The following is a 17,966-nucleotide window of genomic DNA, read 5'->3' as shown; positions in this document are numbered from 1 at the left end:
TATGAAAAAAGACATAACATCCATTTTCAAACCCCATTTAGTACCGAAAGAGGTCTATAAAGGCGGAAAAAACATTCCACCGACGAATACCAAAATATACAAGCTATCCTCGAATGAGAATCCTTTGGGTGCATCGCCCAAGGCCGTTGCAGCGATGAAGGCTGCCTTGGACAAGATTGACATCTACCCCGACCAGACCGATATTCGTTTGCGTGAAGCCTTGGTCAAAGATTTTGATGGTCAGTTGAGTGCCGACCAGTTTTTGTGCGGCAATAGCGGGTCAGAGGTTATCGATATGTTGCTTCGGGCTTTTATCAACGAAGCGGACGAAGTGATTTTTTCCAACCCCTGCTTCCTGCCCTACGCTGTTTTTTCCAGATGGTATGGTGCCAAGCAAGTAGACATTCCTCTTTTGGCTCCCAACTACGAACTGAATGTGGAAGGTATTTTAGACGCCATCACCGAGAAGACCAAGATCATTTTCCTGACCAGCCCCAATAATCCTACGGGAACCTATATTCCAAAATCGGTAATGGACGATTTTATCGCCCGTGTCCCAAAGAATATTGTAATAGTTTTTGATGAGGTGTATCGCCATTTTGCGGATGCCCCAGATTATGTGACCGCATTGCCGTATGTCTTGGAAGGACACAACGTTATCGGGCTGAACAGTTTTTCCAAAACCTATGGTCTCGCAGGACAACGAATCGGATACGGATACACGACGGCAACCATTGCCAACTACGTACGCTTGATACACAAACCTTTTTTATTGCCATTGACTTCCATTGAGGCGGCCATTGGCGCATTGAACGATACAGAATTCATTGAGGAAACAGTACAAACTGTTTTGGAAGGCAGAAAATACATTGCAAAGGCATTTGATGAACTGGATATCACCTATTGGCCAAGTCAAGCCAATTTTTTTATCATTGACCCACCACTGCCAGAAATGGAATTCACGGACAAGATGATGGAGCAGGGTATCATGGTGCGACCTGTTTCGCAATTCGGCGCTCCTGGTAAAGTGAGGATTACTATTGGTGATACCGAGGCGAATGCTGCTTTGGTGAAGGCTTTAAGCAAGATAATGGAAACTTAACGGTCTTTCGTGCGATTCCGATAGCCATCGGAACAGGAATCCATATGATTCAATTTAACGGATTCCACATCATACTTCGACTACGCTCCGAATCCGTTCGTCATGCTGAATTTATTTCAGCATCCCATCTAACCATTACACCAAAAACAAAATAGGTTCCGCATCATACTTCGACTACGCTCAGCATACATGTGGAATGGCTTATAAATCCTTCAAAAAACATCTCGACCGCGCTCGATGTGACATTTACAATACAAACCTATAAGTAGCTTTCAACAAAAAGATATTCTGTGGTTTTTGACCAAAAATGTTATCTCCCAAGCTGGATAGCAGTCCATTTGTAGGGTCACCATTTCTTGACACATCCTGAGACCAGACCAAAAATATTTCCGAGCCTGGAATATACTCCCATCGTATCACCAAATTGGAACGAAACTGCACAAAGGAAAAATCGGGGTTATCAAAACTAAAATCGGTAACTCCGTCCAAATCTTCATCAATGGCATAGGTTCCATCCGATAAAGTAGTTTGTTCTGCCGAATATTGTACAAATCTATCCTCAAAGACCTTGGCCACAGGATCGGTGATGTGTTTAAAATTGGAATATCTCCCCCTCGAAATAAAAGGCTGTCCCCAATATTGAATGGTCAGGTTGGGATTGATGGTATAGTTCAGTCGAACGGACATACTCAACGTTCGTTGATCTATTTTTCCATTCAAATATCTTGGCGAACCATTCACATCATCAAAATTGTCTATGAACTGGAGTTTATCGTGATTGATATCCAAAGAAGGGAATACGGAAATCCGCAATGCATTAATGGGCTGGTACGCAAACCCTCCTTCCATATAATAGTTCTTTATGGAATTGTCCAAGGCTCTTCGTCCATTATGGAAAAAGGAAAAACGTAATTTTTTCCTGTAATCGGTGCTAATGTTGTTCCAAAAACTAACCCATGGAGATTGTCGCAATCTAGGACCGCCCCGTAATGCGAAGTTGGAATACTCAATCGGCGCAAAATTGAACCCAATATTGGTCTGGTAGTTGTTTTTCCAGTTTTGCCAACTGTTGGTATTGAATTGCAGGTAATTGTGGTTGCCCTGAAAATCCCATGCTGTCCAATGGTTATAGTTGATGCCCACACGCCTAAAAGTACTGTCGGGCTTTAAGGTTTGGTATCCTATCCAAGTATAATGTCGAACATCGTCGGCCTGACGTTGAAACCCGATATCGTTAAGTTCTAGCTCAGGGGAACGCCATGTGGCGCCCGATTCAAATTTCCAGTGGCCGTTGCCCACCTTGCCCAATTGCACATTTCCTCCCGTACCCGTAAGCGATGTCCTTGTGGTATCCACGGCAACATGGTCCGCGCCCACCCTATTGAACAAGTGCGTAATGGATTGCTGGGTATTGGTAATGGCTTCCTCACTACCTCGAACATGGCTCATGGTAATATTGCCACCAACATACCAGTCCCGATTGGCCCATTGATGTTTAAAATCCAGTCCGCCCGTGTACGCGGCATCATGCATAAAATTGAGCTGTTCCGGTAAATCTTCACGGTTGGTGGCCGTAAAAATGCCCCCTACATAGGAATTTCTTTCATTAAAGTCCTTTTGCAACCTCCCCACAAAGTAGTTGGTGAGAGGTTCCACCATTTCCTTTCTTGTATTCCCGGTGCCATTCAATATGGTCGCGGTTCTTTGGGCTGTCACACTTTCTAGCACACCAATGGCCCAACCATCTTTGGTCTTGCCACTGAACTTGGCCGCACCAATGATCGGGGTATTGTCGGGCTGGTCCACAAACTCGCTATCCGAGGTATTTGGATATCCTTGCGGGCTCCTTCCAATTCGACGGGAATAAAATATGTTGTCCGAACCAAAGGTGTTCCCTGCTTCGGACTGGGACACCCTAAAATCAAAAATGTTCTTGTTCTCCACAAAAAACGGTCGCCGCTCCTGAAAGAATATCTGAAATCCATCCAAAGCAATGGCCGAAGGGTCGGCATCCACCTGACCAAAGTCGGGATTGACCGTCAAATCCAAAGTAAGGTCGTTGGTAATTCCTATTTTGGCATCCAGCCCTGCTGTGATATTGCTTTCGCTACCGTCCCTAAAGGGATTTCCTTCCTCCGCTTCGTAGGTTTCGGTCTTTGCCACGGTGTAGGGTTGAATCTCCAACTGTTTTTGGGGCAGAATGTTCTGTAGTCCGTGCAGTTCGCCAAACTCACTGACCCAACCGGGCTGGTCCACCGGTTTTCGTTGCCAAAGCGAACGCTCCTCGTTCCTAAAAAAACGTCTGGTGGATTGTAGGCCCCAAACCTGTTCTTCGGCACTACTAAATTTTAATTGACTTAAGGGAATGCGCAGTTCAGCCGTCCAACCTTCATCATCAATATTTACTTTGGCGTACCAAATGGGGTTCCAACTTTCGTCCCAATTATTTCCATTGTTTGATATAAACTCATCTCCCTTAACACCTGCAGCCGTAATGGTAAAAGAGAAGGCAGTACGTTTATCAAAATAACTGTCAATGTTGAACTCTACCCAGTCGCCATCAAACCCATCCCGTCGTGATAATCTCCTAACAATTTTATCAGGTTCGGTATCGTAACAACGCACACCGATGTATAGGTTTTTGCTGTCATACAGTATTTTAAATTTGGTTTGATGGGTTGGTGGGGTGTTCTCGTCGGGCTGCGACTCAATATAATCACCGCCCCATTCCACCAGGTTCCAAGCCTCATCCTCCAAAACGCCATTGATAGTCGGAGCTGCATAATCACCAAGGGCTTTTGTTGTATATTTCTTTTTGATGATGACTTCGGTAGAATCTTGTGCCTGTGCGGAATAAATAAAAATTAGGCCCAAGAAAGCCAGTGCTGCGTTTTTCACTTGTTCGTTTTTGATTAGATTGATATGGTAAAGACCCCTGAAAATGGAAACAGTTACAGTTGTTGATTTTTTTAAACTTTTTTTAACACTTCACTATACTACCTTGCAGCCTTTTTTAGATGGGATAATGGATTTTGAAAAAAGTGAAAAAATATTCCCGACCAACCGTTTGTAATTCAATCTAATAATTGTACATTTGCAGCCCGTTATTCGGGATAGGTTATTTAAATCAATAATATTCGAGAAGTGGACACATTAAGTTATAAAACTATTTCCGCCAATAAATCTACTGTTGACAAGCAATGGTTATTGGTTGATGCTGAAGGACAGACCTTAGGAAGATTGGCGTCTAAAGTAGCCAAAATACTTAGAGGGAAATATAAGACCAACTTTACCCCCCATGTTGATTGTGGAGACAATGTAATTGTCATCAATGCCGAGAAAATCGACATGACCGGAAACAAGTGGGACGAGAAAGAATATCAAAGATATACCGGTTACCCAGGTGGACAACGTACCGCTTCCGCAAAAGAAGTATTGGAAAAGCATCCAGAGCGAATCATTGAAAGCTCTGTTAAAGGAATGCTTCCAAAAAATAAACTAGGTGCTGAACTGTTCAGAAACCTTAAGGTATACGCAGGTGCCGAGCACGGACAAGAAGCGCAAAAACCAAAAGCTATAAACTTAAACGACTACAAATAATGGAAGTGGTTCATAAGATAGGTAGAAGAAAAACCGCTGTGGCTAGAGTTTATGTTTCCGAAGGATCAGGAAACATAACAATCAACAAAAGAGACTTGAACGAGTACTTTACCACAGGCACATTACAGTACAAAGTAAAACAACCTTTTACTTTGACCGAAACCGAAGGCAACTACGACGTAAAAGTCAATGTGTACGGTGGTGGTATCACAGGTCAGGCCGAAGCTGTTCGTTTGGCCTTGTCCAGAGCAATGTGCGAAATTGATATCGAAAACAGGGGAATCCTTAAACCAGAAGGTTTGTTGACAAGGGATCCAAGAATGGTGGAAAGAAAGAAATTCGGTCAGAAGAAAGCCCGTAAGAAATTCCAATTCTCCAAACGTTAATATACTTTGGGTGTTTCAATACCCAATTATAGATAAGTTCATTGAAAACCCTGAAAATATCCAAATTTCAGGGTTAAATTTTTAACCAAAGTTGTCGTTGTTCCAAAAGGGATAAAAACCGACTTTTTGGAAACTAGTTTAGCATCTAAATGGGCAGGGCGAACAAAATTTTGTGACCACCTGCGCATTGCTACTTACAACGGAACGTAAACTAAGTACAAAAAATGGCAAGTAAAATTGAAGTAAAAGACTTACTGGAAGCAGGTGTGCATTTTGGACACCTAACACGAAAGTGGAATCCGAACATGGCTCCCTACATCTACATGGAGCGTAACGGAATCCACGTTATCAATCTCTACAAAACGGTTGCAAAACTTGAGGAAGCCAACGAGGCCCTTAAAAAAATTGCATCATCAGGAAGAAAAATCCTTTTTGTAGCCACAAAAAAACAAGCAAAGGACATTGTTGCGGACAAAGTATCCAAAGTAAACATGCCCTACATCACCGAAAGATGGCCAGGTGGTATGTTGACCAACTTTGTGACCATTCGTAAAGCCGTTAAAAAAATGGCTTCCATCGACCGCATGAAAAAAGACGGAACTTTCAACACCCTTTCCAAAAAAGAAAGATTGCAAGTAGACCGTTTGCGTGCCAAATTAGAAAAAAACTTGGGCTCCATTGCTGACATGACCCGTTTGCCAGGTGCACTTTTCATCGTGGATACCATGCGTGAGCACATCGCCGTTAAAGAAGCCCAAAAATTGAACATTCCAATTTTCGCTATGGTGGATACCAATTCCGATCCCCGCGATGTAGACTTCGCTATCCCATCCAACGATGATGCCGGTAAATCCATCGAGGTTATCTTGGAATCGGTTACAAGCGCTGTCGCTGAAGGTTTGGAAGAGCGTAAGAGCGAAAAAGGAAGCGGAAAAGATAAAGAAGAAGGTAAAGTCGAGAAAAAAGAGAAGGCTGCAAAGAAAGAGGAAAAAGATTCCGAAGAAAAGCCAGCAAAAAAAGCCGAGGCCGCTCCTAAAAAAGAATCCAAAAAAGAGTCCTCCAAGCCAGAAGACCTTACCAAAATTGAAGGTATTGGTCCAAAAGCAGCAGAAGCTTTGGTGGCCAGTGGTGTTGATACCTATGCCGCCCTTGCCGATACCGATGCCGAGGACATTAAGGATATCTTGACAGAGGCAAGTTCAACCTTGGCTCATTTGGACCCTACATCTTGGCCAAAACAAGCTAAAATGGCAGCCAAGGGCAAGTGGGACGAACTAAAAGAATGGCAAGACAGTGTAAAAGGTGGCGTTGAATAAACTCCATTGATTTAACATTGTCCTAAACAAAAACACTTTCGTAGTGTTTTACTTTACATAAAATTTAAAAAGAAAAGAAAATGGCAAAGATTACTGCCGCAGAGGTAAATAAATTAAGAAAGGCTACTGGAGCTGGAATGATGGATTGTAAAAAAGCTTTGGTCGAAGCAGATGGTGATTTTGACCAAGCGATTGAGATCCTAAGGAAAAAAGGACAGAAAGTTGCAGCAAAAAGAGCTGACAGGGAATCTTCAGAAGGTGCAGCCATCGCAAAAGTAAACGATGATAGCACACAAGGAGTGGTTATCTCTTTGAACTGTGAAACAGACTTCGTTGCCAAAAACGATAGCTTTGTACAACTTGCGACCGATTTGGCCGATTTGGCATTAGGTTTTGACAGTAAAGATGATTTCTTGGCCGCTTCCTTCAATGGAATGATCGTTGCAGACAAATTGACCGAGCAAACCGGTGTGATCGGTGAAAAAATCGAAATCGGAAGTTTTGAAAAATTGAGCGCACCGTTCGTTGGTTCCTACATCCATGCCGGAAACAAAATTGCCACTTTGGTAGGATTGTCCGCAAATGTTGATGGAGCTGCAGAAGCTGCCAAAGATGTTGCCATGCAAGCTGCTGCAATGAACCCGGTTGCCTTGAACGAAGATGGCGTAGATCAGTCCATCATCGATAAGGAAATCGAAATTGCAAAAGACCAGTTGCGCGAAGAAGGTAAACCGGAAGAAATGTTGGACAAGATCGCCCAAGGTAAATTGAAGCGTTTCTTTAAGGACAACACTTTGGTGAACCAAGATTTTATCAAGGACAGCAAACAAAGTGTGGCCCAATATGTGAAATCTGTTGATTCCAGCTTGGAAGTAACCGGTTTTGCAAGAGTTGCGCTAGGTTAATATATCACCAGAACAAATAAAGAGACCGCTTCCCAAAAGAAGCGGTTTTTTTATGTCCATATCTAACCGGGAAATCTTCATTTCCCATAAATATTTTTGATTATTTTTGTCCGGACTTCAAGAAACTCTCAATGCATTACAAAAGAATTTTATTAAAATTAAGTGGGGAAGCCCTAATGGGCGAACAGCAATACGGTATTGACGCCAAGCGATTGGACGAATATGCCGAAGAGATAAAATCTGTAATAGCCAAAGGTGTTGAAGTTGCCATCGTTATAGGTGGGGGAAATATCTTTAGGGGCCTCGCGGGAGCCAGCCAGGGCATGGACCGCGTTCAAGGCGACCACATGGGCATGCTGGCCACCGTGATCAACGGACTGGCACTGCAAAGCGCGCTTGAACTTAAAGGGGTACAAACACGGTTGCAGTCCGCTATAAAAATCAACGAAGTGGCAGAGCCGTTCATAAGAAGAAGGGCCATCCGCCATCTGGAAAAAGGCAGGGTCGTGATTTTTGGTGGTGGAACCGGAAATCCATATTTCACTACGGATTCAGCGGCAGTTTTAAGAGCCATCGAAATCAAGGCCGATGTGATATTGAAAGGGACCCGTGTGGATGGAATCTATACTTCCGACCCGGAAAAAGACAAGAACGCCACTAAATTTGATTCCATTTCCTTTAACGAAGTACTTTCAAAAGGACTCAAGGTCATGGATACGACGGCATTTACCCTGAGTCAGGAAAACGAATTGCCCATTGTGGTCTTCGATATGAACACAAAAGGCAACCTAATGAAAATAGTTTCTGGAGAAAATATAGGAACAGTGGTCAATGTTTAAGTTGGCATACACTTTGGTTTCAGTTTTAAAAATTTAAAAATTATGGACGACGAAGTAAAATTTATTCTTGATAGCACAAAGGAAAGCATGGAGGCCAGTATTGCGCATCTGCAAAAAGCATTGACAAAGATTAGAGCCGGAAAGGCCAGTCCCATGATGCTTTCCACAGTTATGGTGGATTATTATGGTTCACAGACCCCGCTTTCCCAAGTTTCCAATATCAACACACCGGATGCAAGGACCCTTTCCGTTCAGCCTTGGGAAAAAAACCTATTGGGCGAGATTGAAACGGCTATCATGAACGCAAATTTGGGCTTTAATCCTATGAACAATGGAGAAATGGTCATCATCAATGTACCACCATTGACCGAAGAAAGAAGGATACAATTGGCAAAACAGGCCAAAGGCGAGGCGGAAGATGCCAAAGTAAGTATTCGCAGTGCACGACAAGAAGCGAACAAGGAGCTTAAAGCCCTGGACATTTCCGAGGACCTGCTAAAGAATGCCGAGGTGGACGTTCAAGAGCTTACCAACTCTTACAGCAATAAAGTCGATGCCATTTTGACCAACAAAGAGGCCGAAATAATGAAGGTATAATTCTTCAATTTTGACAAGATCCTTTCCTAGGAACACAGCAGATCATTTTCTACCTTTGCGCCCAACAAAACCCAAATGGTAGCAAAGCTCACAAAAGGATTTTGGCCCAAGGTCGCAAGCATTATTCTCCGCAATAGAATCCTGATTCTAATTGGAATCGCTGCATTTACCGTATTCTTGGGGCTACAGTGGAAAAACATGCAGTTTTCCAATACGGAGGCCAATATTCTACCTGACGATCATCCCGCCACCATACAGTACAGGGCGTTTACCAAAATATTTGGCGAAGAAGGTAACGCCATAGTATTGGCCATTAGAGATTCTACCCTTTTTACTCCAAAAAACTTTAATCGCTGGAACAAGTTCAGCAGGCAACTTGAGGCATTTCCAGAAGTGGATTATGTGGTTTCCCTAGAAAACCTAAAGGAGCTCATAAAAAATCAGGAAACGCAGACCTTTAGCATGGAACCTCTGTTTTCGGCACCGCCAAAGACGAAGCAGGAAATCGATTCGCTCACCAAGCACCTATTTACGGAGCTGCCCTTCTATGACAACCTCGTTTACAACCCCAATAGCGGAACCATTCAAACCGTGGTGTACCTGGACAAGGACATTATGAACACTGAGGTAAGGAACCAGTTTATCTTGAACGATCTTGGAGAGCTCGTGGACGATTTTGAAGAGGAAACAGGTATGGACGTCCGGGTTTCAGGAATGCCCTATATCCGTACCTGGAACACAAAATCCATCGTGGACGAAATCGGTATTTTCATTGTGGGCGCCCTTTTGGTAACATCCCTCATATTTTTCTTTTTCTTTAGAAGCTTCAGGGCCACCATTATATCCATGTGCGTCGTAATTATTGGCGTAATGTGGGCGTTTGGCATATTAGGGCTCCTCAAGTACGAAATTACCATATTAACGGCCCTTATACCTCCATTGATCATTGTTATCGGTATCCCCAACTGTATTTTCTTGATCAACAAATACCAGCAAGAAGTCAAAAAACATGGAAACCAGGCCCTGTCCCTTCAACGGGTAATTTCCAAAATCGGGAATGCGACTTTAATGACCAACATTACCACGGCTTCCGGCTTTGCAACCTTTATCATTCTGGACAGCGACCTTCTCAAAGAATTTGGAATCGTAGCATCTATCAATATCATTGGTATTTTCATCCTTTCCCTTTTGATAATTCCCATCATCTACAGTTTTATGGCGCTTCCAAAAACGAAGCATTTAAAACACCTTAACAAGAAGTGGATCGACATTTTTGTGAACTGGATGGAGAACATCGTAAGAAACCACAGAATTGCCGTGTACATCACTACAGTGGCCATTTTGGTATTGAGCATCATAGGTATTTATCAAATGCGAATTACCGGAAGCCGTATCGAAGACCTTCCAAAAAACAGCCATTTTTACAAGGATATTCAATTTTTTGAAGCAGAGTTTGATGGAATCATGCCCATGGAAATCGTAGTGGACACCAAACGTAAAAATGGGGTGGTAAAGCCGGCTACTTTAAAAAAAATGGACCGCTTGGGCACCGTTATCGACGAAATCCCGGAATTATCCAGGCCCATTTCCATAGTAGATCTGGTAAAATATTCGAAACAAGCCTTCTATAACGGTATTCCAAAGTACTACCAACTACCCACCAGCCAAGAGAACACCTTTATCATGAATGCCGTTCAAAAATCATCGGCGGACGGGAGCATACTGGAAAGTTTTGTGGACAGTACGGGCCAGACAGCACGTTTAACGACATATATGCGCGATGTTAAGATCGATCGCATGGAGGAAATCGAAAAAGATGTGCAAGAGGCCATTACCAAAGAATTCCCTTCGGACAGGTACAACGTTTTTATGACAGGGAAAGCCTTGCTTTTTCTAAAAGGCACCAAATATTTGGTCAAAAACCTCTTGCTTTCATTGGCGCTTGCCATTGGTCTGATCTCTTTGTTCATGGCCTACCTCTTCCGGTCATTTAGAATGGTAATCATATCGCTGGTCCCCAATTTACTGCCGCTGGTCATCACTGCCGGGGTCATGGGATACTTGGGCGTGCCCATAAAACCATCCACCATTCTCGTTTTCAGTATTGCCTTTGGGATATCGGTGGACGATACCATTCACTTTTTGGCCAAATATCGTCAAGAACTTACCGCAAACCGCTGGCACATCAAAAAATCGGTATATGGTGCCTTGCGGGAAACAGGAGTCAGTATGTTCTACACCTCCATTGTACTATTTTTCGGGTTTTCCGTTTTCATCATCTCCAGTTTTGGGGGTACCAAGGCATTGGGAGGGTTGGTTTCGGCCACCCTATTGTTCGCCATGTTGTCCAATTTGATCTTGTTGCCTTCCCTTCTTCTCTCTTTGGAAAGAAGCATTGCCAACAAACAGGTACTCAAAAAACCTCAGATAGACATTCTTCCCAAGGACGAGGACAACGACAAAGACAAATAGTATCGGAGGACACCATAAATTAGGCCAATCCATTGCTATCGTTTTTTATCAAAAACCTATCTTTACCGACTAAATCACGATAGTCTAACAATGATGTCTTATTCCATAAAAGAATTGCTGGAAAAGCAACCCGTAGGAGATTCCGTCGAAGTAAATGGATGGGTAAAAACATTTAGAAGCAACCGTTTTATCGCCTTGAACGATGGTTCGACCATACATAACCTCCAATGCGTCGTAGATTTCGAAAACTTTGATGATGCACTGCTCAAAAAAATATCCACTGGCGCCGCGTTAAAAATTACAGGGACCCTGGAAGAAAGCCAAGGCCGTGGTCAAAGTGTGGAAATCCAAGCCACAGATATCTTCGTCCATGGTACCGCCGACCCGGAAACCTATCCCATACAGCCCAAAAAACACTCTTTGGAGTTTTTAAGGGAAAAGGCCCACTTGAGGGTCAGGACCAATACCTTTTCGGCCGTAATGCGAATTAGGTCGGTACTTTCGTTTGCCGTGCACAAGTACTTTCAGGAAAATGGGTTCTATTATATGCATGCGCCCATCATCACCGGTTCCGATGCCGAAGGTGCAGGAGAAATGTTCCGTGTTTCCACCTTAAGTGCCAAAAATCCGCCCCTTGATGAATCGGGGGAGGTGGATTATTCCAAGGACTTTTTTGGAAAAGAGACCAACCTCACCGTATCCGGTCAATTGGAAGCCGAGACCTATGCCATGGGCCTTGGTAAAGTATATACTTTTGGTCCCACCTTCAGGGCCGAAAACTCCAACACGTCCCGTCACTTGGCAGAGTTCTGGATGATCGAACCTGAAATGGCATTTTATGATCTGGATGCAAATATGGACCTTGCCGAGGACTTTATTAAATACATCATCCAATATGTTCTGGAGCATTGTCCCGACGACCTGAAATTTTTGGAAGATCGCCTTTTGGACGAAGAGAAGGGAAAACCACAGGCAGAGCGTTCCGAAATGGCATTGATAGAAAAGTTGAAATTTGTGGTCGAAAACAATTTCAAAAGGGTATCTTATACCGAGGCCATTGAAATTTTAAGGAACAGCAAGCCCAACAAAAAGAAAAAATTCCAATTCCCCATCAATGAGTGGGGTGCCGATCTACAAAGTGAACACGAACGTTTTTTAGTGGAAAAGCACTTTAAATGTCCGGTAATCCTTTTTGATTATCCCGCAAACATCAAGGCGTTTTACATGCGTTTGAACGAGGATGGGAAAACAGTCCGCGCCATGGACGTATTGTTCCCCGGTATCGGCGAAATCGTTGGCGGCTCCCAAAGGGAAGAACGTTTGGATGTACTGCAACAGAAGATCAAGGAACTGGATATTGACGAAAAAGAGCTTTGGTGGTATCTGGACTTGCGAAAATTTGGTACCGCGGTGCACAGTGGTTTTGGGCTGGGTTTTGAACGTATGGTCCAATTCGCAACGGGAATGGGCAACATACGAGACGTAATCCCCTACCCCCGTACACCTCAAAATGCCGAGTTTTAATTTGAATTTGTTATTTTAAAGAAGGTTAGATTGTAAATAGATCCATATGCTGAAACAACATCTACAGTTTAAGCTTTCCCAGAAACTGTCCCCGCAGCAGATCCAGCTCATGAAACTTATTCAATTGCCCACATTGGCGTTTGAACAAAGGTTGAAACAAGAGCTGGAAGAAAATCCTGCGTTGGAAAGTGGAAAGGAAGAGACCGATGTACTGGATGATGTTTATGAGGATACCTATGATGATTCTGCGGACAATGAAAGCATTGATACCGATGAAATCAATATCGACGAATATCTGAGCGATGATGAAATTCCCGATTATCGCACCCAAACCAACAATTACAGCGCGGACGACGATGACAAAAGCGTGCCCTACGCTGCGGGAATTTCCTTTAACCAATATTTGATCAATCAACTGAACACGGTCTATCTGACCGACGAAGAGTGGGCCATAGCGGAATTTTTGGTGGGCAGTGTGGACGAAAGCGGGTATATCCGTAGACCGCTTCCAGATATCATGGACGATTTGGCCTTCACTCAAAATATATATGTAGAGCAAAAAAAGATTGAAGAAGTGCTCAAGGTAGTCCAGGATTTGGATCCTCCCGGAGTTGGCGCTCGCTCGCTGGACGAATGTTTGATCATTCAGTTAAAAAGAAAAGAGCAAAAACCTTCCGTAGAACTGGCCATAAACATCTTGCAAAAGTCTTTTGACCATTTTACCAAAAAGCATTACTCCAAGCTCCTGCAAAAACACCATGTTTCGGAAGATGAATTGAAGAACGCCATTTCAGAGATAGAAAAATTGAATCCCAAACCGGGTGGCTCCTATTCCGGAAACACGCGAATGATCGAGCATATTATTCCCGATTTTTCCATAAAAATTGTTGATGGCGAGCTGGAACTTACCTTAAATGGGAGGAACGCTCCAGAGCTCCACGTTTCCAAAGACTACAGCAATATGCTGGAAGGATATAAAAATGCCAAGGAAAAGTCGAAGTCTCAAAAGGACACGGTGATGTTCATCAAGCAGAAGCTCGATGCCGCCAAATGGTTCATAGATGCCATTAGACAGCGCCAGCAAACGCTCTATATCACCATGAGCACGATCATGGACTATCAAAAAGAGTATTTTATGACCGGGGACGAAAGAAAGTTGCGCCCCATGATCCTAAAAGATATTGCGGACAAGATAGACATGGATGTTTCTACGGTTTCCCGCGTTGCCAACAGCAAATATGTCGACACTCCATATGGAACCAAGCTCATCAAGGATTTCTTTTCCGAATCTATGAAAAATGAACAGGGCGAGGATGTTTCTACCAGGGAAATCAAAAAGATATTGGAGACAGTGATCAGTGATGAGGAAAAGAAAAAGCCCCTTACGGATGCTAAATTGGCGAAAATCCTTAAAGATAGGGGCTACCCCATTGCCCGGCGAACGGTCGCCAAATATAGGGAACAGCTTGGCATACCTGTAGCAAGGCTAAGAAAAGAAATTTGATGCGCCACCTATTCAACATTGTCTCTTACATCTTCCATCCGTTGTTCGTTCCTATTGGGGGCACGGTAATTTATTTTATGGTGGCACCTTACAGCACCCTGGAAACACAAAGTGGGAACATACTTCCCATTTTTATCCTTACGGTGATCATCCCCATTATCTTCTTTTTGATCTTAAAAAACCTTGGCGTGATCAGTTCCATATTTTTACCCACTATACATGAACGCAAATATCCGTTGTACATAAGCTGTATCATCCTTTTGATGATATTGTACAAGGTAATACCCAATAACTACGTAAACGAGCTCTTTTACTATTTTACAGGCCTACTAACAGCCACAAGTGCAACATTGATTCTTCTTTTCTTCAAATTCAAGACAAGCATGCACCTATTGGGTATGGGAAGCCTTCTTACATTTATGGTTGCCCTGAGCATTCATTTTGAAACCAATATCACCATAGCCATTAGTCTCTTGACTCTATTTACAGGCATTGTGGCAACCTCAAGGCTTTACCTAAAGGCCCATAATAAGAATGAACTGCTGATCGGTTTTATGATGGGATGCTGCTCCCAGCTTATTATTTTGAAATACTGGTTATAGAATGTAAAAAATCAAACCGATACGGAGCACCCGGAAGTCTATGGGGGAGGGGGAACCGTTGAGCGAAGCTTGCTCTTTGAGCAAGGGATTCAGTGCGTAATACGCATGAATGTTCCAAGTATTATACCCAAAATTTACCATAAGCCCGTATTGAAACCTTTCAATATCATCATTGGAAAATGAATTGTTTCCGTTATCGGTCACCAGCTTTGATCTCCCTGAAAACACATATCCCAATTTTGCTCCGGCATATATTCTCCAAAATTTATATTCCTCTGCGGTAGATGTTCGCCAACGCACCTCGAAAGGAAACTCTATGGAATGGGTCTCCAATTTGCTGCGGTTATAATTGCCACCGTCCAAAACCTCGTAGACCCGTGTATCTCCATTCTCGCTTGCAACCAAACTGGAATAAAATGAATTTACCGCATACCCCATACCGATTCCGACACCAAAATTTCTTCGTTCGTTAAAGGGAATATCCTTAATAAAACCCAATTGAAGGTTATAGGAAAGATTTCGTTGTGCTACACCCTCCGGCTTTTGCAACAATACATTATAACCGACACCGGCGTAAAATTGATCTTCCAAATAACGTGAATCAGTCGATTGGAGGTTTAGGGAATCCGTTTGACCAAATGCCATTGGAAGGCAAAGTACATGGATAAAAAAAATAACAGATGGGTATACGAAGCGATTCATACGTGAATTTAAAACAAAAAACGCCCCAAATTAAAAATTTGGAGCGTTTCCCACTAAATCTAAGTTATTGGCTACTGTAGATTGTTAAAAGCGTCTCCCTCATAAGTGGTATAATTCACTTTAAGGGCATTCACTTCTCTCAATTGTTGCTTAATATCGGTAATAAGTCCCATGTTGGCATCCTTATCTACCTTTAAAGCGGTAGTCAATACATTTTGAAGTTCTTGCGGTTTTTTTGCACGTTCTGCCAAGATAAATGAACCTACTTCGTCCACATTGGCAAATTTATCGTTCAACTGAATCTTTGGTTCAGTACCAAAAACCTTTTGATATTCTTGAGTAGGTGTTCCTACATAAATATAAATAACGCGATCCTTCTTTTCCAGCTTCTTGATTTCCGAAGCATTGGGAAGGGTGTTGGCAACCATTAAAGAACTATCTTTCATCGTGGTCACGGTCATAAAGAAAAACAGTAGCATAAAAACGATATCCGGCAACGAGGCTGTTGACACCGCTGGTAAATCTCCGTCCTTCTTTTTGGTAAACTTAGCCATATTAAATAGTGTTTAATCGGTTGTTGTTTCTGCTTCTGAAAGCTTTTGTGGGAACATATCCTGGATACGCTTCACTTTATCTTTCAACTCATCTCTTACGCTTGATGGGGTTTCTGGATTCAGGTATTCTGCCTCCATTTTGGTAAAGTCCCTACCGTACAAACGTTGGGCTTCACGGTTACGCAAGTCATTGTAAGCACCTACCAATTCGTTTTGAACTGTAATGTATGTACTGTACTTGGTCTCCCTATCGTTCTTTAATGAAATAATGGCTTTTGTGGGGTTATCCGATGAACCTGGATCTTTCTTTCCTTTACAGTAGGAACAAGTACCGTCCGCACCATTTTCCAAAAATGCAGTGGCAGCTTTTCTAAGATCCTTAATTTCCATCAAATTATCCTCCACCAAAAGTTGTCCATTCCTGTTGATGTTAACAGTAAAAATGTTTTTCTGCTTAATAACAACATCCTGCTCTGGCGGCTCAATTGGCGGTAACATACGATCCAGACCTGCATCCGTTTCAATGGTGGTGGTCACCAAGAAAAAGATAAGCAAGAGGAAAGCGATATCCGCCATGGAACCGGCATTTACTTCCGGTGCTCCTTTTCTTCTAGGCATAATTCAACTTTTTACTTAACAAACATTTTTTTCAAGCCTGGGAAAACCATAAGAACTACTGCAATTGCAGTAAGGATAAAAAATACATTCAATCCCATTCCAATGTTTTTCACAGTTCCCTCTGTAGTCTCAATACCTCTTTCGGACATAGTTTCAACCACAGCCATGTTATCAGAAGAAATCCCGTATGAAATAGCTACTACGATAGCTAGACCGCCAATGGCGAACAGGGCCTTCTTTAAGCTTCCCTTAGTGGAAAACAGTTTTGCAAATCCAAAGACTACCGTAGTGATTACTGCAATGGCCAAAAGGATATACATAATGATGAACATAAAGTTCATTGCGCCACTGTTAATGGCACTTGGATCATCGGCGGACGGAAGGGAGAACCAAAGAACGGCTGCAACCAATCCGATGACGATGAGCAATATTTTTACTATTTTATTCATGATTCTCGATAGTTTTTAATTCGTAATTATTTTTTATGGGCAGCCAACATATCAATCAATGCAATTGAGCTGTCTTCCATGTCATTTACGATACTATCGATTTTAGCAATAATATAGTTATAGAAAATCTGAAGGATAATCGCTGTGATCAAACCAAATACGGTTGTCAACAACGCCACCTGAATATCACCAGCGATCAAGGAAGCGCTCAAGTTACCTACTGCAGCAATTTTCTGGAAGGCCGCGATCATACCGATTACCGTACCCATGAACCCAAGCATGGGAGCAATGGCGATAAACAAGGACAACCAAGAAACGTTTTTCTCCAACTGGCCCATTTGCACACCTCCATAGGCAACAACAGCTTTTTCAGCAGACTCAAGTCCTTCATCAGCTCTATCCAAACCTTGGTAATAGATAGAGGCAACAGGTCCCTTTGTGTTTCTGCAAACTTCTTTTGCAGCTTCAACACCTCCAGAAGCCAATGCGTCCTCAACTTGTTGCTTCAATTTGGTTGAATTGGTGGTGGCCAAATTCAAATAAATAATTCTTTCAATTGCAACTGCCAATCCCAAGATCAAACAAAGAAGTACGATTCCCATAAAGGCAGGGCCCCCTTGGATAAATTGTTCTTTCAATACTTGGGTGAAACCTTTGCTGGCTTCAGCTTCTTCTTGCAACATTGCTGCAGATGCAGTTGTAGTTCCCATCACAAACATTCCGGCAGCAGCCAGAGTAAAGGATATTTTTTTCATTTTACTTAAACTTAAATTTAGTTAGTTAATAATATAAAGAT

General features: G+C 42.7%; 17 protein-coding genes. 11 read left to right on the top strand and 6 right to left on the bottom strand.

The window, feature by feature from the left end; genetic code table 11:
* Position 1: 1 nt before the first annotated feature.
* A complete protein-coding gene (locus SD449_RS06620; RefSeq protein WP_318309463.1) occupies positions 2-1,102 on the top strand; it encodes a pyridoxal phosphate-dependent aminotransferase in 1,101 nt (366 codons plus the stop codon).
* A gap of 246 nt (positions 1,103-1,348) precedes the next feature.
* On the opposite strand, the gene SD449_RS06615 is transcribed toward SD449_RS06620, so the two are convergent.
* Positions 1,349-4,000, bottom strand: coding sequence for a DUF5916 domain-containing protein (locus tag SD449_RS06615; protein WP_318309462.1), 2,652 nt, complete (start codon positions 3,998-4,000; stop codon positions 1,349-1,351).
* A gap of 246 nt (positions 4,001-4,246) precedes the next feature.
* On the opposite strand from SD449_RS06615, the gene rplM reads away from it, so the two are divergent.
* The 10 genes from rplM to SD449_RS06565 all read left to right on the top strand — a co-directional run bounded on the left by rplM (position 4,247) and on the right by SD449_RS06565 (position 14,847).
* The gene (gene rplM / locus SD449_RS06610) at positions 4,247-4,702 is read left to right on the top strand and encodes a 50S ribosomal protein L13 (RefSeq protein ID WP_318309461.1); all 456 of its coding nucleotides are present in this window, start codon (positions 4,247-4,249) and stop codon (positions 4,700-4,702) included.
* Positions 4,702-5,088: a 30S ribosomal protein S9 gene (gene rpsI, locus SD449_RS06605; RefSeq protein WP_318309460.1), complete on the top strand. Its 387-nt coding sequence runs from the start codon at positions 4,702-4,704 to the stop codon at positions 5,086-5,088. The genes rplM and rpsI overlap by 1 nt, the downstream gene beginning before the upstream one ends.
* 224 nt (positions 5,089-5,312) lie before the next feature.
* Positions 5,313-6,404 carry a 30S ribosomal protein S2 gene (gene rpsB, locus SD449_RS06600; RefSeq protein WP_318309459.1) on the top strand — a complete coding sequence of 364 codons (1,092 nt, stop codon included), beginning with the start codon at positions 5,313-5,315 and terminating at the stop codon, positions 6,402-6,404.
* A gap of 80 nt (positions 6,405-6,484) precedes the next feature.
* Positions 6,485-7,309, top strand: coding sequence for a translation elongation factor Ts (tsf, locus tag SD449_RS06595; RefSeq protein WP_318309458.1), 825 nt, complete (start codon positions 6,485-6,487; stop codon positions 7,307-7,309).
* Between the two features lie 131 nt (positions 7,310-7,440).
* A complete protein-coding gene (pyrH, locus tag SD449_RS06590; RefSeq protein ID WP_318309457.1) occupies positions 7,441-8,148 on the top strand; it encodes a UMP kinase in 708 nt (235 codons plus the stop codon).
* Between the two features lie 42 nt (positions 8,149-8,190).
* On the top strand, positions 8,191-8,745 hold the full coding sequence (gene frr / locus SD449_RS06585) for a ribosome recycling factor (RefSeq protein ID WP_318309455.1): 555 nt from the start codon (positions 8,191-8,193) through the stop codon (positions 8,743-8,745).
* Positions 8,746-8,820: 75 nt separating this feature from the next.
* Positions 8,821-11,217, top strand: a complete 2,397-nt coding sequence (locus tag SD449_RS06580; RefSeq protein ID WP_318309453.1) for an efflux RND transporter permease subunit — start codon at positions 8,821-8,823, stop codon at positions 11,215-11,217.
* Positions 11,218-11,307: 90 nt separating this feature from the next.
* The gene (asnS, locus tag SD449_RS06575) at positions 11,308-12,741 is read left to right on the top strand and encodes an asparagine--tRNA ligase (protein WP_318309451.1); all 1,434 of its coding nucleotides are present in this window, start codon (positions 11,308-11,310) and stop codon (positions 12,739-12,741) included.
* A gap of 46 nt (positions 12,742-12,787) precedes the next feature.
* Entirely contained in the window at positions 12,788-14,245 is a 1,458-nt protein-coding gene (gene rpoN / locus SD449_RS06570) for an RNA polymerase factor sigma-54 (protein ID WP_318309449.1), read from the top strand.
* Positions 14,245-14,847 carry a hypothetical protein gene (locus SD449_RS06565; RefSeq protein ID WP_318309448.1) on the top strand — a complete coding sequence of 201 codons (603 nt, stop codon included), beginning with the start codon at positions 14,245-14,247 and terminating at the stop codon, positions 14,845-14,847. Before rpoN ends, SD449_RS06565 begins: the two co-directional genes overlap by 1 nt.
* Here the strand turns inward: SD449_RS06565 and SD449_RS06560 are convergent.
* From SD449_RS06560 to SD449_RS06540, 5 genes are all read right to left on the bottom strand, one after another.
* A complete protein-coding gene (locus tag SD449_RS06560) occupies positions 14,842-15,492 on the bottom strand; it encodes a porin family protein (protein WP_318309447.1) in 651 nt (216 codons plus the stop codon). The two genes, SD449_RS06565 and SD449_RS06560, sit on opposite strands and share 6 nt — an antisense overlap.
* A 128-nt stretch (positions 15,493-15,620) precedes the next feature.
* A complete protein-coding gene (locus SD449_RS06555) occupies positions 15,621-16,103 on the bottom strand; it encodes an ExbD/TolR family protein (protein WP_127142238.1) in 483 nt (160 codons plus the stop codon).
* A 12-nt stretch (positions 16,104-16,115) separates the two neighbouring features.
* A complete protein-coding gene (locus tag SD449_RS06550) occupies positions 16,116-16,721 on the bottom strand; it encodes an ExbD/TolR family protein (protein ID WP_318309445.1) in 606 nt (201 codons plus the stop codon).
* Positions 16,722-16,732: 11 nt separating this feature from the next.
* Positions 16,733-17,170, bottom strand: coding sequence for a hypothetical protein (locus SD449_RS06545; RefSeq protein WP_318309443.1), 438 nt, complete (start codon positions 17,168-17,170; stop codon positions 16,733-16,735).
* 26 nt (positions 17,171-17,196) lie between these two features.
* A complete protein-coding gene (locus tag SD449_RS06540; RefSeq protein ID WP_014033127.1) occupies positions 17,197-17,925 on the bottom strand; it encodes a MotA/TolQ/ExbB proton channel family protein in 729 nt (242 codons plus the stop codon).
* Positions 17,926-17,966: the final 41 nt, after the last annotated feature.

Origin of the sequence: Flagellimonas crocea, from assembly GCF_033441595.1 — a bacterium.
Lineage (GTDB): Bacteria > Bacteroidota > Bacteroidia > Flavobacteriales > Flavobacteriaceae > Flagellimonas > Flagellimonas crocea.
This window is presented reverse-complemented; position numbering and strand designations above follow the sequence as displayed.